The sequence below is a fragment of the Mycobacterium sp. genome (genome assembly GCF_049683355.1).
In the GTDB taxonomy this organism is placed as follows: domain Bacteria; phylum Actinomycetota; class Actinomycetes; order Mycobacteriales; family Mycobacteriaceae; genus Mycobacterium.
Window position 1 is genome coordinate 1 of record NZ_JBAUJB010000214.1, and the last position, 17,232, is coordinate 17,232.

At 67.7% G+C, this 17,232-nt stretch carries 17 protein-coding genes and 1 pseudogene; 12 read left to right on the top strand and 6 right to left on the bottom strand.

What is annotated here, in order from left to right:
• A partial coding sequence (locus WA944_RS12835) for a TetR/AcrR family transcriptional regulator (RefSeq protein ID WP_526647005.1) occupies positions 1-310 on the bottom strand: 310 nt, incomplete at its 3' end.
• 398 nt (positions 311-708) lie between these two features.
• On the opposite strand from WA944_RS12835, the gene WA944_RS12840 reads away from it, so the two are divergent.
• Positions 709-1,686, top strand: coding sequence for an alpha/beta hydrolase (locus WA944_RS12840; protein WP_526368386.1), 978 nt, complete (start codon positions 709-711; stop codon positions 1,684-1,686).
• 85 nt (positions 1,687-1,771) lie between these two features.
• Positions 1,772-2,770: an MDR family oxidoreductase gene (locus tag WA944_RS12845; protein ID WP_526368388.1), complete on the top strand. Its 999-nt coding sequence runs from the start codon at positions 1,772-1,774 to the stop codon at positions 2,768-2,770.
• Positions 2,771-2,777: 7 nt separating this feature from the next.
• On the opposite strand, the pseudogene WA944_RS12850 reads toward WA944_RS12845, so the two are convergent.
• The 4 genes and pseudogenes from WA944_RS12850 to hisN form a co-directional block, all read right to left on the bottom strand.
• Positions 2,778-4,425: pseudogene (locus WA944_RS12850) on the bottom strand (molybdopterin-dependent oxidoreductase).
• Positions 4,426-4,490: 65 nt separating this feature from the next.
• Positions 4,491-5,702, bottom strand: coding sequence for an acyl-CoA dehydrogenase family protein (locus tag WA944_RS12855; protein WP_526368390.1), 1,212 nt, complete (start codon positions 5,700-5,702; stop codon positions 4,491-4,493).
• A gap of 31 nt (positions 5,703-5,733) precedes the next feature.
• A complete protein-coding gene (locus WA944_RS12860) occupies positions 5,734-7,107 on the bottom strand; it encodes an acyl-CoA dehydrogenase family protein (RefSeq protein ID WP_526368392.1) in 1,374 nt (457 codons plus the stop codon).
• Positions 7,108-7,215: 108 nt separating this feature from the next.
• A complete protein-coding gene (gene hisN / locus WA944_RS12865) occupies positions 7,216-7,995 on the bottom strand; it encodes a histidinol-phosphatase (protein ID WP_526368394.1) in 780 nt (259 codons plus the stop codon).
• Between the two features lie 23 nt (positions 7,996-8,018).
• On the opposite strand from hisN, the gene WA944_RS12870 reads away from it, so the two are divergent.
• The gene (locus WA944_RS12870; protein WP_526368396.1) at positions 8,019-8,366 is read left to right on the top strand and encodes a hypothetical protein; all 348 of its coding nucleotides are present in this window, start codon (positions 8,019-8,021) and stop codon (positions 8,364-8,366) included.
• A 4-nt stretch (positions 8,367-8,370) separates the two neighbouring features.
• Here WA944_RS12870 and WA944_RS12875 read toward each other — a convergent pair whose 3' ends face one another.
• Complete coding sequence (locus WA944_RS12875) at positions 8,371-9,747, bottom strand: FAD-dependent oxidoreductase (protein ID WP_526368398.1); 1,377 nt, start codon at positions 9,745-9,747, stop codon at positions 8,371-8,373.
• A gap of 197 nt (positions 9,748-9,944) precedes the next feature.
• On the opposite strand from WA944_RS12875, the gene prfB reads away from it, so the two are divergent.
• The 9 genes from prfB to WA944_RS12920 form a co-directional block, all read left to right on the top strand.
• Positions 9,945-11,060, top strand: coding sequence for a peptide chain release factor 2 (prfB, locus tag WA944_RS12880; protein ID WP_526368400.1), 1,116 nt, complete (start codon positions 9,945-9,947; stop codon positions 11,058-11,060).
• Complete coding sequence (locus WA944_RS12885; RefSeq protein WP_526647006.1) at positions 11,050-12,006, top strand: mechanosensitive ion channel family protein; 957 nt, start codon at positions 11,050-11,052, stop codon at positions 12,004-12,006. Before prfB ends, WA944_RS12885 begins: the two co-directional genes overlap by 11 nt.
• Positions 12,003-12,512, top strand: coding sequence for an Rv3103c family proline-rich protein (locus WA944_RS12890; RefSeq protein WP_526608406.1), 510 nt, complete (start codon positions 12,003-12,005; stop codon positions 12,510-12,512). Before WA944_RS12885 ends, WA944_RS12890 begins: the two co-directional genes overlap by 4 nt.
• Before the next feature lie 44 nt (positions 12,513-12,556).
• A complete protein-coding gene (ftsE, locus tag WA944_RS12895) occupies positions 12,557-13,246 on the top strand; it encodes a cell division ATP-binding protein FtsE (protein WP_163895844.1) in 690 nt (229 codons plus the stop codon).
• Entirely contained in the window at positions 13,247-14,140 is an 894-nt protein-coding gene (ftsX, locus tag WA944_RS12900) for a permease-like cell division protein FtsX (protein ID WP_526371228.1), read from the top strand.
• 2 nt (positions 14,141-14,142) lie between these two features.
• Positions 14,143-14,640: an SsrA-binding protein SmpB gene (gene smpB, locus WA944_RS12905; RefSeq protein WP_526371227.1), complete on the top strand. Its 498-nt coding sequence runs from the start codon at positions 14,143-14,145 to the stop codon at positions 14,638-14,640.
• Positions 14,637-15,482: an EamA family transporter gene (locus tag WA944_RS12910; RefSeq protein ID WP_526371232.1), complete on the top strand. Its 846-nt coding sequence runs from the start codon at positions 14,637-14,639 to the stop codon at positions 15,480-15,482. Before smpB ends, WA944_RS12910 begins: the two co-directional genes overlap by 4 nt.
• A gap of 302 nt (positions 15,483-15,784) precedes the next feature.
• Positions 15,785-16,180: a hypothetical protein gene (locus WA944_RS12915; RefSeq protein ID WP_526371225.1), complete on the top strand. Its 396-nt coding sequence runs from the start codon at positions 15,785-15,787 to the stop codon at positions 16,178-16,180.
• Positions 16,181-16,435: 255 nt separating this feature from the next.
• Positions 16,436-17,232: diguanylate cyclase domain-containing protein (locus tag WA944_RS12920; protein WP_526647007.1), on the top strand; the 797-nt coding region annotated here is incomplete at its 3' end.

Below are 17,232 nucleotides of genomic sequence, written 5' to 3' on the forward strand. Positions count from 1 at the left end.
GGGCCCACTGCCGTTCGCCGAGAAGTGACGCCATCATCTGCGCGAGCCGCTCCCGGGCCGGCACGTCCGCGAGATCGCCGAAGTGGCTGCGGTCCCGGTCCCGCAATTGGGCCCACGCCTCGACCACGGCGGCTCGATAGCTCGCCATGTCCTTGAAGTGCCAGTAGAAGCTTCCCTTGGTGACACCGAGGCGGCCGCATAGCCGGTCGATCTTGAGGGCCTCGAGTCCGTCGTCCACCAGCAGGGCGTAACCGGCCTGGATCCAGTCCTCGGCGGAGAGCCTGCCTGCGCCGGAGGGGCCACTCGCCATTCGCTGGAGCCTACTGACGACGTCTGGTGTGACGACGGTCACCATGACGGATGCATTACATTCGCGGAACTGGACGAGGCCTGGCATTTGCTCACTGCCGTCGGGGACAGCCGGTGATTTCGCCGGCGCCCGGACCTCAATTGGCCGCGGCGTCAGTTTTGTTTTCCTGCAGGAAGTGGGCTGTTCGGCGTGGCCGGGCTTTCTCACATGTGGTCACATGCTTTACTGGAACCGCTACAACTGAAGATTTTCGGCTCACTGTGCCGCCATTCGGCAGTGCGCAGTGGTGGGACGGCGCGGCAAGCCATCGCCTCGGTGGTAACGGTTGCGTCGGCCCGCCCGAAAAATCTAAGGACAAACCGCACCAAGCGGTAACCGGAGATGGATGGATTGACGGTATGAGACTTCTTGACATGATTCGCGGGCCCTGGGCGCGCCGGATTGGCGTTGCGACCATGACGGCGGCGCTGCTGCCCGCGTTGGTCGGCCTCACCGGAGGGTCGGCGACTGCCGGAGCATTCTCCCGGCCGGGTCTACCGGTCGAATACCTGATGGTGCCGTCGCCCTCGATGGGACGCGACATCAAGATCCAGTTCCAGAGCGGCGGTGAGAACTCGCCCGCGGTCTACCTGCTCGACGGTCTGCGCGCGCAGGAGGACTTCAACGGCTGGGACATCAACACCCAGGCGTTCGAGTGGTACCTCGACTCCGGGCTGTCGATCGTGATGCCCGTCGGCGGCCAGTCCAGCTTCTACACCGACTGGTACCAGCCGGCCACCAACAAGGGCCCGACCGTCACCTACAAGTGGGAGACGTTCCTGACCCAGGAGCTGCCGGGCTTCCTGGCCTCGCAGCGGGCGGTCAAGCCGACCGGCAGCGCTGCAGTCGGCCTGTCCATGGCGGGCTCGGCATCGCTGATCCTGTCGGTGTACCACCCCCAGCAGTTCACCTACGCCAGCTCGATGTCGGGCTTCCTGAACCCGTCGGAGGGATGGTGGCCCTTCCTGATCAATATCTCGATGAGTGATGCCGGCGGCTTCGATGCCAACGAGATGTGGGGCAGGACGGAAGATCCGAACAGCGCCTGGGAGCGCAACGACCCCATGGTGCAGATTCCCCAGATCGTCGCCAACGGCACCCGGATCTGGATCTACTGCGGTAACGGCCAGCCCAACGAGCTCGGCGGCGGCGACCTGCCGGCGACCTTCCTCGAGGGCCTGACCATCCGCACCAACGAGACCTTCCGCGACAACTACATCGCCGCGGGCGGTAGCAACGGTGTGTTCAACTTCCCGGCCACCGGCACGCACAACTGGGCGTACTGGGGCCGCGAGCTGCAGGCCATGAAGCCCGACCTGCAGGCGCACCTGCTCTGATCCGGTACTGACGAACAAAGCCCCCGGCGGCCGGTGGTCGGGGGCTTTGTCGTTCTCTGCCACCGCCCTGGCTAGGGTGGCCGTCATGACGGAAATCAATGCGATGGTCGCGCACGAGGACGCCGAAGGCGCAATCGTGCTGCGCCACGAGGTGGTCGACGAATCGTTCCTGCCCGAGGGCGACGTCGAGATCCGGGTCGAGTACTCGAGCGTGAACTACAAGGACGCGTTGGCTGTCACCCCGAAAGGTGGAGTGGCGCGCGGCTATCCGTTGATCCCGGGCATCGACGTCGCGGGGACGGTCACCGCGAGCACCTCGCCCGAGTTCGCCGTCGGTGACACCGTGATCGCCCACGGGCAGGACATCGGCACCGGCAGGCACGGCGGTTATGCGCAGACGGCGCGGTATCCCGCCGACTTCCTGGTCAAGTTGACCTCGTTGAGCGCGGCCGACGCGGCGGCAATCGGAACCGCCGGCTTCACCGCCGCGATGAGCGTGAACGCGGTGCGCGCGCACGGTGTCAGCCCGTCCGACGGGCCCGTGCTGGTCACGGGCGCCACCGGCGGGGTGGGCAGCGTCAGCGTCGACCTGCTCGCCGGCCTGGGCTACGAGGTGGTGGCGTCGACCGGCAAGGCCGAGGCGCACGATCTGTTGCGTGAGTTGGGGGCCGCAGAGGTCATCGACCGGATCCCCGGCCCCGAGGACAAGGTGCGCCCATTGGGCAAGTCGCGTTGGGCCGCCGTCGTCGACTGTGTCGGCGGCAAGACCCTGGCCTACGCGCTGAGCACGCTGAATTACGCCGGTGTGGCAGCTATTTCGGGGCTCGCCGGGTCGGCGGATCTGCCGGCCACCGTGCTGCCGTTCATCCTGCGCGGGGTGACGTTGGCAGGTATCGACTCGGTGCTGCTGCCCATCGGAGCACGCCGCGAGGTCTGGGGTCAGATCGAGGCGGGACTGCAGCCGCGTCACCTGACCCGCATCACCCGCGACGTCCCGGTGCGCGATGTCTCCGACGTCCTCGGCAGCATCGTCGGCGGCGGCGTCACCGGGCGCACCCGCGTCGTCGTCCACGACGGGTTCTGAGCGGCGTTCAGTCGGCCCCGACGCTCACCGGCGCGACCGAGCACGGTACGCTGTTGACGACCTGGGTGTTGCTCGGAACATCAATCAGCACAGCAGGGTTGAGCATGTTCGTGTTGGCGCCGGATGGGCGTTGGCGACGTCGAGCCGGGTCCCGTCGACACCGTGACCCCAGCCGCGGGGTAGTGACACCACGCCGGCCATCATCTCGTCGGTGACTTCGGCGACCACCCGGATCGAACCCTCGGTGGTGCAGACGTCGATCAGGTGTCCGTCCGTCACCCCGAGCCGAGCGGCGTGGTGGGCTTGATCAGCAGCGTGCAGTCGCGGAATGTCGGCAGCCAGCAGCGGGTGCATCAGTTCGATGCGTCCCGACGGCGTGGTGAGCACTTCGTTCAGGCGACCGCCTTCGAGCTCGCCCAACCGCAGTCCGTCGGGTTGGCGGCGTACCTCTTCGAGGGTGAGGCCGCCGGGGCGACGTCCGAGGTCCTCGCCCCACGGCCCGACCCGGACGCCGAGATCGATCATCCCCCCGGGCCCCCAGCCTCGCAGTGCGGCGAAGACCTCCTCGGGATCGCGGCCGAACAGGGGAGTGTCGGCAGCCTGGCAGGCGGTGTAGATGATGCCCTGGGTGTACAGGTCGTCCATCGCTGGAACGTCGACGTCGGGCAGCGGCGTGCCGAGCAGTGCTCCCGCCAGTCGCAGCATGATCTCCCACTCCTGGGGTCGCCCGGCCGGCGGAGCCAGCACCGGGTCGGACCATTTCACGCACGACGCGATGGCGTACATCCAGTACAGGTCGTCGCAGTGCGCGCGCTCCAGCGGGGACAGCCCCGGAAGCACCACATGGGCGTGCCGGGTCGTCTCGTTGAGCCAGTTGTCCACCGAGATCATCGCGTCCAGCCCGCCCAGCGCCGCGTCGAGCCGGCGTGCCCGGGTGCGGAGACGGCCGGATTGCCGGCCACGGTGATCAGGGCGCGGATCTGGCCGTCACCCGGTGTGTCGATCTCTTCTGCCAGGCAGCTGACCGGGAACTGACCCAGGACTTCGGGCGCGCCGCGCCGTCTGCGTCCGCCGCGGGTCGACGACCACCACGGTGCCGCCGCGCTCCCGGATCGCCGCGAGCCGACCCATGATGTCCGGCGCCGAGAGCATCGAACCCTGCGAGGCAGAAGGGTTGGCGCCCAACATCATCAGGTGGTCGGTGCGGTCCAGGTCGGGGATGGGTGCATTCCACATGCCGCCGAACAGCAGCGCGCTCACGACGTTGAGCGGCCACTGATCGACGGTGCCCGGGTGTAGTACGCGGGCATCCCTGCCGCGCCGGCCATCCCCACCAGCGCGCCGACGTAGGTCTCCAGCCCGAGGTTGTGCGCGACCGGGTTGCCGATGTACACCGAAACCCCCGCGGCGCCATGGCGGTCCAGAACCGGCCGCAACACCGCCTCCGCCTCGGCGAGCGCGTCGTCCCAGGAGACCTCGACATGCTCACCGTCGCGCGTCCGTACCAGCGGTTGCCGCAGCCGGTCGGGGTCGTGGTGGATCTGCTGCAGCGACGCGCCCTTGGCGCAGAGGTGCCCGCGGGACCACACATCGTCGGGGTTGCCCCGAACGGCACCGACCGTCCCCGCCTCAACGGTGACCCGCAGGCCACACATCGCCTCACACGACGGGCAGGTGATGCGATGCTCCACGAGCGCACCGTAACAAGCGGTGCCCGCGGTTACTTCAGTTCAGCCGATGACAGGCCGAGCAGGCGGCGCGCGACCACCAGCTGCTGGATCTGCTGGGTGCCCTCGAAGATGTCGAGGATCTTCGAGTCGCGGGCCCACTTCTCCAGGAGAGCATGCTCGGAGTAGCCCGTGGTGCCGGCCAGTTCCACTGTCTTGAGCGTGATGTCGCTGGCCACGCGGGCGGCCTTGGCCTTGCCCATCGACGCTTCCTTCGAGTTCGGGATCCTGTTGTCCGCCTGCCACGCCGACCGCAGGGTCAGCAGATAGCCGGACTCCCAGTCGGCCTCCATGCGCAGGAACTCCGCCGCCGCAGCGCTCTGGGCGTGTGCGGGTTTGTCGTAGGAGATCTCGATGCCCGCGGCGGTGAGGATCTTGCGGAGCTCCTCGAGTGCGGCGCGCGCGATGCCCACGGCCATGCCGGCCACGACGGGCCGGGTGTTGTCGAAGGTCTCCATGACCCCGGCAAAACCCTTCTCCACGTTGACGTCGGGGTTGCCCAGCAGGTTGTCCTTGGGGATGCGGACGTTGTCGAAGCGGATCGCGGCGGTGTCGGAGGCCTTGATGCCGAGCTTGTGCTCGAGGCGCTCGACGGTGACGCCGGGGTGCTCGCGGGGCACGATGAACGACTTGATCGCCGCCCGGCCCTTGGACTTGTCGAGAGTCGCCCAGACCACGATGTGCGTCGCGCGAGAACCGGCGGTGACGTAGATCTTCTCCCCGTTGATCACGTACTCGTCGCCGTCGAGCTTGGCGGTGGTCGACACCGCAGCCGAGTCGGAACCGAAATCCGGTTCGGTGATCGCCATCGCGGCCCACACCTTGCCGAGTCGCTCGAGCTGCTCGTCGGTCGCGACACCGGAGATCGCCGCATTGCCCAGCCCCTGGAAGGGGATCGACAGCACCAGCGCGACGTCGCCCCAGCTGACCTCAACAATGTTGAGGACAGCGGACATGTTGCCGCCGTTGACGTTGCCCTTCGGGCCGTCATCGCCGTCACGGAAAGCCTCGGCACCGGCGAACGAGATCGTCTTGGCCTCCGAGATGCCCTCGAACAAGGTCGCGACGGTGTCCAGTTCGACGGGGTAGGCGTGTTCCTTGGCGTCGTACTTGCGCGAGATCGGTCGCAGGATCTGGGCTGCGCCCTGATGTCCCTTCTCCACCACCGCCTGCAGCTTCTTCGGCAGTTCCAGATTTATCGCCATGTCAGTCTCTTCTCGTCAGGGCCGGTGGGAATCAAAGGACCACAACACCTTCGGCGACGCCGATGGCACGCAGATCGCGGTACCAGCGCTCGACCGGGTGTTCCTTGGTGAAGCCGTGGCCGCCGAGCAGCTGCACGCCGTCGAGGCCGATCTGCATGCCCTTGTCGGTGCCGAGCTTCTTGGCCAGGGCCGCCTCGCGGGCGAATGACAGGCCCTGCTCCGCGCGCGCTGCTCCCCGCCAGGTGATCAGCCGCAACCCATCGAGCTCGATGGCGATGTTGGCGCACATGAACGCCACCGACTGCCTGCGGGCGATCGGTTCGCCGAAGGCTTCGCGCTCCTTGACGTAGGGGACCACGTAGTCGAGCACCGCGTGCGAGGTGCCGACGGCCAGCGCCGCCCAGCCCAGCCGGGACAGCGCGATCGCCTCGGAGTAATCCCGGTCGTTCGCGCCGTCCTCGCCCAGTCGCGCGCTCACCGGCACCGTGACCTTGTCCAGCTCCACCCGGCCGAGCGCGGCGGCGCGGATCCCCATGCTCGGGTCCGCCTTGACCGTCAGTCCCTGCGACGACGCCTCGACGATGAACAGCGCCGGCTTGCCGTTGAGCTGGGCCGCGATGATGAACAACTCGGCATCCGCGGCGGCCGGGACCAGCGACTTGACCCCGTCGAGCCGGTATCCGCTCGGGGTGCGCACCGCCGTCGTCTTCAGCGCGGTGGGGTCGAACAGCGGATGCGGCTCAGCGATCGCCAAACAGGCCTGCGGCACGTTCTCCCCGGCGAACTCCTCGAGGTAGGTGGCCTGCTGGTCGGCGCTGCCCCAGTGGGTGAGCGCGGCGGCGACGCCGCCGGGGGCCAGGATCGGCAGCGCCAATCCCATGTCGCCGTAGGCCAGTGCCTCGGCGACGAGCGCGTTGGTGACGGTGCTGCGGTGCTCGGCGATGCCGTCGAAGTCCTCCGGAACGTTGATCGCGGTGATGCCCAGTTCGGCAGCCTTCGCGAACAGATCCGCCGGGTAGGTCGCGGCGTCGTCGGCATCGTGGGCGGCAGGCCGCAGGATCTCTTCGGCGAACTCGTTGACCGTCTCGACGATCATCTTCTGGTCGTCGTCGGGGGTCAGGTCGAAGTAGTCCGACCCGCCTGTCTTCAGCCGGGTGGCCGGCTTGCCCAGGCCCTGGATCCGCTTGAACTGCCGGGTCGTGGCGCCGGCAGCGGAGAAGCCATGCTTGACGCCGTATTTGATGCCGCGGTTGAGCGGGTCACGCAGGTTGTACCTGTCCAGGAACTCCTGGCCCATGAGCGGTGTGAGCAGGGCCATCCCCACGTCGATCACCGTGCGCTTGTGCTTCTGGAGGCCTACGGCGCTCTCGTGGCCGCTCCGTTTGGGAGGCAGGGTGTTCGTCATTGGCAGCTGCCCTCGTGTGGTGTTTCGGGATGCGCGATCGCGCAACTGACTCCACAGTAAGGTACTGGAACTGACTCGCCAGTAAGGGTCACCGACTTGTAATGGACCTCACACCGCCAGGCGGGCCAGGACCTCGTCGTGCAGCAACCCGTTGGTCGCCACCGCGCTGCCACCGTGCGGACCCGGGTCGGCGGTCAGATTCGTGAACCGGCCACCGGCCTCGCGCACCAGGATGTCCAGCGGTGCGAGATCCCAGACCTTCACCTCCGGCTCCACGGCGATGTCGACGGCGCCTTCTGCGACCAGGCAGTACGACCAGAAGTCGCCGTAACCGCGAGTGCGCCACACGGCGTCGGTGAGGTCGATCAGCTTCGGCCGGTCCTCGTCCCAGCCGGTGGACAGATCGGAGAACGACAGGCTCGCCGCATCGAGCGCACTGACCTCCGAGACCGAGATCTTCCTGGCGGTGCCACCGAACGAGGTGAACGCACCCTGCCCCTCGCCGGCCCACCACCGCCGGCCCAGCGCGGGTGCACTGGCCACGCCGACCACCGGCACGCCGTCGACGAGCAACGCGATCAACGTCGCCCACACCGGCACCCCCCGGACGAAGTTCTTGGTGCCGTCGATCGGGTCGATCACCCACTGCCGACCGATGAATTCCCTGGTGCCGCCGAACTCCTCACCGAACACCGAGTCCTGGGGCCGACGGTGCGCGAGCCGCTTGCGCAGCAGCGTCTCGGCGTCGAGATCGGCGTCGGTCGCCGGTGTCATGTCGGGCTTGGTCTGCACGCGCAGGTCCACCGCCCCGAAGCGCTGCATCGTCAGCGAGTCGGCCTCGTCGGCCAACTCGAGCGCCAGCGCCATGTCGTCCAGCAGGGTGTTCATACCTGCCGTCCTACCATGTGGGGGTGGCCGAACTCGCGATCCTCCTCCTGCTCGTCGGCGCGCTGGCGCTGCTCCTCGCGCCGTGGATCCGGCGAAAACGCGGCGTCGGCAACGACTGGGTGCCGGGCACCATGGTCGTCACCGGGGTCAGCCCGCGGCCCGGCGTGGAGGGTGAGCAGTACGTCACCATCACCGGGGTGATCAACGGCGCGACCGTCAACGAGTACACCGTCTACACCCGGATGGCCGTCGACGTGAACAACTGGCCCACCATGGGTCAGCTGTTCGAGGTGGTGTACTCGCCCGGCAATCCCGAGAAGTGGGCGTTCGCGCCGCAGCCCGCGCCCCCGCCGCCGATGCAGGGTCCCTGACCCGTCAGCCGTGTCCGATGCGGAGCAGGTCCGCCAGGCTCGTCAGCTTCACCCGGGGCCGCCCGGACCCTTCGCCCGCCGAGCGTTCGTGTTCGTCGATCAGCTTCCAGTGGTCGTCGGTCACCACCTTCGGCTGCCGCTCCACCAGCCACCTCGCCAGCTGATCGGCGTGGTCGGCGCCGAAGTCGGCCAGTTCGGCGGTGCTCAAGTCTTCGAGCAGGGTGTTGACGGTGGCCTGGGAGTCCTTCTTGTTGGTGCCGATCACGCCGCTGGGGCCGCGCTTGATCCAGCCGGCGACGTATTCGTTGCGGCTGCCCGCGACCCGCCCGTCGACGTGCGGGATGGTCCCGGCGCGCTCGTCGAACGGCAACCCCGGTGTGGGCATACCCCGGTAACCGACCGCCCGCACCACCAGCTGTGCCGCCACCTCGTTACGTTCGCCGGTGTCCTTGGCGCTCACCCGGCCATGGGCGTCGCTGACCAGTTCGTTGCAGCCGAGCACGACCGACTCGACCCGCTCCTGGCCTCTGATCTCGATCGGCGAGGTGCAGAAGCGGAACACGATGCGACGTGTCGCGCCTGCGGGTGTGTTCTCCGCATACCCGCGCAAGACCTTGATGTTGTTGCGCACCGTCCTGTCCGCTGCCTCGAGATCGTCGTCGGTGATGTCCGCCAGGTCGGCGGGGTCGACGATGATGTCGACGTCGCCGAGCGCTTCGAGTTCGCCGAGCTCTCGCAGTTCCATCGTGGTGAACGGGGCCTGCAGCGGACCGCGCCTACCCACCACCAGCACCTCTTCCACGCCGCGACCGTGCAGCGACTCCAGCGCGTGGTCGGCGATGTCGGTGGCGGCCAGCACGTCGGGGTCGCTGACGAGGATGCGCGCGACGTCCAGCGCGACGTTGCCGTTGCCGATCACCACGGCACGTCCGGTCGTCAGGTCGGGCGCGATCTCGCCGAAGTGAGGGTGCGCGTTGTACCAACCGACGAAGTCGACGGCGGCCACGCTGCCCGGAAGATCTTCGCCCGGGATTCCCAGCGACCGATCCGACTGCGCACCGGTGGCGTAGACGACGGCGTCATAACGCTCGGCCAGCTCGCCCGGCTGCACATGCTCACCGACGGCGACGTTGCCGAAGAAGCGGAATCGCGGATCCATCGCCGTCTTCTCGAACTGGGCGCTGACCGACTTGATCTTCGGATGGTCGGGGGCCACGCCCGAGCGCACCAACCCGAACGGGGTCGGCAACATCTCCAGCATGTCGACGCGCACGTCGCGGTCGCCGTCGGAGTCGGCGAACTTCAGCAGGGACGCGGCGGCAAAGTACCCCGAGGGTCCTGAGCCGACGATGGCCACATGGTAGGGCCGGTTTTCGGGCATGTAGGGCTGCCTTCTGTCGCTGCCCGGTCACGCGCAAGGGGCTGTCGCGACGCGGCCGGGCGAGGTTCCATCCCGATGCTAGATCGCGAGGAACCTCAGACACGGCATTCCGCGAGGGTCGTCCGGAATCGGGCCTGATTTTCCGAGAACATGCCGATGAGCGTTTGCCGCCGACACGGTGAGTACCCTGAACTCCCGTGGATCCTGACCGTCAAAGCGACATCGCCAGCCTCGACACCACGCTCACCACGGTGGAGCGGGTTCTCGATGTCGAGGCGCTTCGCGGTCGCATCGAGATGCTGGAGCAGCAGGCGTCCGACCCGAACCTGTGGGACGACCAGGCGCACGCCCAGAAGGTGACCAGCGAGCTCTCGCACGCCCAGGGAGAGTTGCGGCGCGTCGAGGAGCTGCGCGGGCGCCTCGAGGACCTGCCGGTGCTCTACGAGCTGGCCGGCGAGGAGGCGGGGGCGGAGGGCGACTCTGCACTCGTCGATGCCGACGCCGAGCTCGCCCAGCTGCGTGAGGACATCGCGGCGATGGAGGTGCGCACCCTGCTCTCCGGTGAGTACGACGAGCGCGAAGCCGTCGTCACCATCCGGTCGGGCGCGGGCGGAGTGGACGCCGCCGACTGGGCCGAGATGCTGATGCGGATGTACATCCGGTGGGCTGAGCAGCACAATTACGGCGTCGAGGTGTTCGACACCTCTTACGCCGAGGAAGCCGGCATCAAGAGCGCGACCTTCGCCGTGCACGCGCCCTATGCGTACGGGAACCTCTCGGTCGAGCAAGGCACCCACCGACTGGTGCGCATCAGCCCGTTCGACAACCAGAATCGCCGTCAGACGTCGTTCGCGGACGTCGAGGTGCTGCCCGTCGTCGATACCACCGATCACATCGAGATCCCCGAGGGCGACGTCCGGGTGGACGTCTACCGCTCCAGTGGGCCCGGCGGTCAGTCGGTGAACACCACCGACTCCGCTGTTCGACTCACCCACGTCCCGACCGGTATCGTCGTCACCTGTCAGAACGAGAAGTCGCAGTTGCAGAACAAAGTGTCGGCGATGCGCGTGCTTCAGGCAAAGTTATTGGAACGCAAGCGTTTAGAAGAGCGGGCCGAGATGGACGCCCTCAAGAGCGACGGCGGCAGCTCCTGGGGTAACCAGATGCGTTCCTACGTGTTGCACCCCTACCAGATGGTGAAGGATCTGCGCACCGAGTACGAGGTCGGAAATCCAGCCGCCGTGCTGGACGGAGACATCGACGGCTTCCTGGAAGCCGGGATTCGGTGGCGCAACAGAAAAGATGACGACTAGTACCTATCAAGCCATGAACGTCGCCGAGGGCTGGCGCAGTTTCTGGCACGGTGAAATCGGCGCATGGCTGCTGACGCAGGGATTACAGATCGCCCTGCTGGTCATCGGCGCGCTGCTGGCCGCCCGGTTCATCAGCTGGATCGCGCGCCGGGTGACGCGGCGCATCGATGCCGAGTACCAGGAAAGCGACCAGTTGGTGCGCTCCGAGAGCGCCAAGCACCGCCAAGCTGTGGCCTCAGTGATCTCGTGGGTGTCGATCGCGATCCTGTTCGTCGTGGTTGCGGTCGAGATCACCGACGTGGTCAACGTTCCCGTGGGTTCCCTGGTCGCGCCAGCGGCGGTGCTCGGCGCGGCGCTCGGTTTCGGTGCCCAGAAGCTGGTGCAGGATCTGCTGGCCGGGTTCTTCATCATCACCGAACGCCAGTACGGCTTCGGGGACCTGGTGCAGGTCAACATGTTGGGCGCGCCCAACGAGGCCGAGGGCACCGTCGAGGAGGTCACCCTGCGCGTGACCAAACTGCGCACCAGCGAGGGCGAGGTGTGGACCGTCCCGAACGGCAACATCGTCCGGTCGCTGAACATGTCGAAGGACTGGGCGCGGGCCGTCGTCGACATCCCGGTGCCCACCACCGCCGACCTCAACCGGGTCAACGAACTGCTGCACGCCGTCGGCGTGGACGCGATGGAAGACGAGGGCCTCAGCGCACTTCTGCTGGACACCCCGCAGCTGATGGGTGTGGAGAGCATCGAGCTGGACACCGTCAACCTGCGGATGGTGGCCCGGACGCTGCCCGGCAAACAGTACGAAGTCGGCCGCCGCCTGCGCATCCGCATCATCGCGGCCCTCAACCGCGCCGGCATCGCCACCAGCGACCACCCGCCGACGGTGGACACCATCGCCGGGCAGGCCGAGCAGGCCCAGGGCCGGGCGGAGGCCAAGCAATGAACCTCGGGGAGAAGCTGAGTCATTGGCGCCGGGAGGACCGCGGGTGGCCCCGCTACATGCCGGGCGGTCGGATCCGCACGTCGACGGCGGGCCTCATCCTCGCCTTCATCGCGCTGTCCTGGGTCTCGCAGGCTTACGAGCCGCCGGCCCAGCCGCCGTCGGTGCCGGATTCGGCGATCGTGCCGCCCGGTTTCGTACCCGACCCGAACTACACCTGGGTGCCGCGGACGAACGTGCGCACCCGCGAACCCGCACCTACACAAGAGGAAACCACCACGGAGGAGACCACGCCGGAGGTGACGACCAGTCCGACGACGCCGACGACGCCGACGACCTCGCCGGGGGAGACGCCGACCCCCGAAGGGCCTGACGATCCAACGACCGTCGACCCCGACGGACCGGGGCCGCTGACCCCGGAGACCGTCACCCCGGCGCCGACGCCGCCGTCCCCGGGGGCGCCCGCACCGCCGGGCCCGGCAACGCCGACCACGGTGCCCCCGCAGTAGTGCCGAGGTAATCGGATGTCTGCCCGCTACACTGGCGTGCCGTGATGATCACCCTCGACCATGTGTCAAAGCAGTACAAGTCGTCGGCACGTCCAGCGCTCGACAACATCTCGGTCAAGATCGACAAGGGTGAGTTCGTCTTCCTCATCGGGCCGTCCGGATCCGGCAAGTCCACGTTCATGCGGCTGCTGCTGGCCGAGGACCAGCCGTCCTCCGGAGACATCCGGGTCTCCAAGTTCCACGTCAACAAGCTGTCCGGACGCCACATCCCCGGCCTGCGGCAGGTCATGGGCTGTGTGTTCCAGGACTTCCGGCTGCTGCAGCAGAAGACGGTGTTCGAGAACGTCGCCTTCGCGCTGGAGGTGATCGGCAAGCGCGCCGACACCATCAACCGGGTGGTTCCCGACGTTCTCGAGATGGTGGGGCTGTCCGGCAAGGCCAACAGGCTGCCCGCGGAGTTGTCCGGCGGTGAGCAGCAGCGCGTCGCGATCGCCCGGGCGTTCGTGAACCGGCCGCTGGTGCTGCTGGCCGACGAGCCGACCGGCAACCTGGACCCCGACACCAGCAAGGACATCATGGACCTGCTCGAGCGGATCAACCGCACGGGCACGACAGTGCTGATGGCCACCCACGACCATCACATCGTCGACTCGATGCGCCAGCGGGTCGTCGAACTCGAACTCGGCCGGCTGGTTCGTGACGAACAGCGCGGCGTCTACGGAATGGACCGTTAAGTGCGCTTCGGCTTCCTGATCAACGAGGTCCTGACCGGGCTTCGTCGCAACGTGACGATGACCGTCGCGATGATCCTCACCACGGCGATCTCCATCGGTCTGCTCGGCGGCGGGCTGCTGGTGGTGCGCCTGGCCGACCAGTCGCGCGACATCTATCTCGACCGGGTGGAGAGCCAGGTCTTCCTCACCAACGACGTCTCGGCCAACGATCCGAACTGCGACGCCGACCCGTGTGTGGCGCTGCGGCAGGCGATCGAGGACCGTGACGACGTGCGGTCGGTGCGCTTCCTGAACCGCGACGAGGCATTTGACGACGCGATCCAGAAGTTCCCCCAGTACAAGGATGTCGCCGGCCGGGACGCGTTCCCGGCGTCCTTCGTGGTGCGGCTCGAAGACCCCGAGCAGCACCAGGACTTCGACGAGGCCATGGTGGGCCAACCGGGCGTGCTCAATGTCCTGAACCAGAAGGACCTGATCGACCGGTTGTTCGCGGTGCTCGACGGGCTGTCCAACGCCGCGTTCGCGGTGGCGCTGGTGCAGGCGATCGGTGCGGTGTTGCTGATCGCCAACATGGTCCAAGTCGCCGCCTACACCCGCCGCACCGAGATCGGAATCATGCGCCTGGTCGGCGCGAGCCGCTGGTACACCCAGCTGCCGTTCCTGGTGGAGGCGATGCTGGCCGCGCTGATCGGCGTGCTGATCTCGATCGTGGGCCTGATCGCGGTGCGCGCACTGTTCCTGGAGAACGCGCTCGACCAGTTCTACCAGGCCAATCTGATCGCCAGGATCGACTACGCCGACATCCTCTACATCGCGCCGATCCTGCTGTTGGTGGGTGTGGCGATGGCCGGGGTGACGGCGTATGCGACGTTGCGACTGTACGTACGAAGGTAGCCGTGGTGAAGAAGGCCAAGACGGCCAAGGACAGCAACAACCAGGTGGTTGCCACCAACCGCAAGGCCAGGCACAACTATGCGATCCTCGAGACGTTCGAGGCCGGGGTCGCGCTGGTCGGCACCGAGGTCAAGAGCCTGCGCGAGGGTCAGGCGTCGCTGGCCGATGCGTTCGCCACCGTCGACGACGGCGAGATCTGGCTGCGCAACCTGCACATCCCGGAGTATCACCACGGCAGCTGGACCAACCACGCGCCGCGGCGGAATCGCAAGCTGTTGCTGCACCGCCGTGAGATCGACAACCTGATCGGCAAGATCCGCGACGGCAACCTGACCCTGGTCCCGCTGTCGCTGTACTTCACCGGCGGGCGGGTGAAGGTGGAGTTGGCGTTGGCCCGCGGCAAGCAAGCGCACGACAAGCGCCAGGATCTGGCCCGTCGTGACGCCGAGCGTGAGGTCACCCGGGAACTGGGTCGTCGCGTCAAGGGCATGACCTCCTGACCGGCGTCCTCACTGCGCTGATCGCGGCGCTGGGATACGGCGTCAGCGACTTCGTCGGCGGTATCGCGTCACGACGGGTGGCAGCCCTGCGGGTGGTGCTGGTGTCCTACCCGGTGGCGCTGGTGCTCCTGGTCGTCATCGCGGTGCCGTTCGGGGGTCAGATCGACACCCCCGCCGTGGTGTGGGGCCTGTTGTCCGGGGTGGCCCAGGCGTTCGGTGTGTGGTGGTTCTACGCCGCGCTGGGATCGGGGCCAATCTCGGTGGTGTCGCCGCTGACGGCGATCCTGGTCGCCGGGATCCCGGTGGGTTTCGGGCTGGCGCTAGGGGAGCGGCCCGGGGTGATCGCCCTCGTCGGCGTGGCGCTGGCGCTGGCCGCGGTCGTTCTGGTCAGCCGCGAGGCGACCGACGAGGACGTCAGACCGCACAGGTTCACCGTGAAGGTGGCGTGGCTGACCGTCGGTGCCGGGGTGGCGTTCGGGATGAACTTCGTCGTCCTCGATCAGGTGCCGCCCGAGGCCGAGCTGTGGCCGCTGGTGTTCGGGCGGATCGCGGCGACGGCCATCGTGCTGCTGGCCGCCGTCGTCACGGCGAACCTGGTGCTCGAGCGGGGGATCCCGCTGCGGTTGGCGGTGTTCGCCGGTGTGCTGGACACGATCGCCAACGTCGCCACTCTGCTGGCCCTGCAGTCGGCGATGTTGTCGCTGGCCGGTGTCCTGATCGCGCTCTATCCGGCCGCGACTGTCCTGCTGGCGATCCTGGTCCTGCGCGAGCGCGTGACCCGCTGGCAGGCGATCGGCATGGTGTTGGCTCTGGCATCTGTCGGAATGATCGCCTCCGGTTAGCTACGGTCAAAGGTCAACCCTGAACGGGGGCGGTGCCCGTAGCGGAGGGAGGGGCTGGTCACGTCGAACCAGCTGCGCCTTTGGCTGTTCGCGATCGTCACTGCGCTGGTGTCGGTCAACGCACTGGCGCCGTGGGGAGACGAGGCGGCTCAGCGCGGGGAAGCGATGCTCCAGTTGGTCACGGGACTGGGGGCGGTGGTCTGCGGCCTCGTCGTCGGTATGCGGGTGGACGGCCCGGCGCGCTGGTGGCGACTGCTCCTCGCGGCTGGGTTGACGTCGTGGCTGGTCGGTCAGGTGCTGTGGTGGCTCGGTGGCGCCGGCACGGGTCACGGCCCGCTCTTCCCGGCGGGGACATCGCCTACTCGCTGTGCCCGGTGTTCGCGCTGGCATCGGTGGTGGTGCTGGTGCGTTCCAGCGGCGGCGTCACCGAACCGCGGGACGACGCGTTGCGGCACTCCAGGGACATCACCGTTCTCGACGGCGTCGTGGCGGCGGTGGCGTTTCTGATCCTGTGTGCGATCGGGGATTTCGGCGTCGGGTCGACCGCCTCACTGCCGCGGTCGGAGAACCCGGTGATCGAAGTCGGGTTCGCGCTCGCTGGACTGGTCGTGGTGGTCGCGGCGGTGGTGATCACGATGGTCTACAGTCCGGAACGCCCGTTTCGGGCGAACTACCTGCTGCTGGCCGCGGCATCGTGACCATGGCCTCCTGCGACCGGCTGGTCGCCTACTTCGAATCGGTGGAGTCCGAAAGCGGTCAGCGGCGGGCCGTGGTCGGTCTGGTGCTCGGGCCGCTGATCCTGGCCTACGCGATGCTCTCCCCGGCACCGCGACAGCCCGATGCGGAGCTCGGCCAGAACCCCGGGATGGACTGGGCGCAGCTGATCCTCCCGTACATCGGATTCCTGCGGTGTAGCATAGCTTTTCGCCTTCCAAGTGATCACCGGGCGGCAGTTGACCACATTCGTCGTCAGTCTGACGGTGATGATGGGGTTGCTGGTCGCGGTGCGCCAGGTGGTGGCGATGCGTGCCCAGCACCTACTGACCCAACGGTTGTACTGGGCCCAGCGGGGGTTGGCCTATCAGGTCCACCACGACGCACTGACCGGACTACCCAACCGCCTGCTGTTCGGTCAACGGCTCGACGAGGCGATCCGCGACGGCCGTTTTGTGCTGATTTTCGTCGATCTCGACGACTTCAAAGAGGTCAACGACCGGTTCGGACACGCCGCGGGTGACGATCTGTTGCGCGCGGTGGGCGAGCGCCTCACACGGTGCATCACCGCTGCGGATACCTTGGCGCGCATCGGCAGTGACGAGTTCGCGATCCTGATCGAAGGTGAGGCGGATGAGCCGGAGATCGTCGCCGACCGGCTGCGGGTGGCGCTGCGGGACCCCTTCGCGGTGCACGGCTCGTCGCTGCGGGTGCGGGCCAGCATGGGGCTGGTCCGGTCCGATGCTGACGGGCTGGACCAGACGTCGGACGATCTGTTGAGGCGGGCCGACATCTCGATGTATGCCGGAAAGCGGCTCGGCAAGGACACCGCGGTGATCTACCAACCATCCACCGGCCTTCAGGACGATTTCCCGACTGCGCTGCGGCGCGCCCGCGGTGGTGTTCCCGACGGGTTCAGGCTCGCCTACCAGCCGGTCGTGCGCCTCCCCGGGCGGACCCCGGTGGCGGTCGAAGCCCTGGCGCGGTGGACCGCGCCGAGTGGAATCGACATCGCCCCGCAGACTTTCGTCGCGGC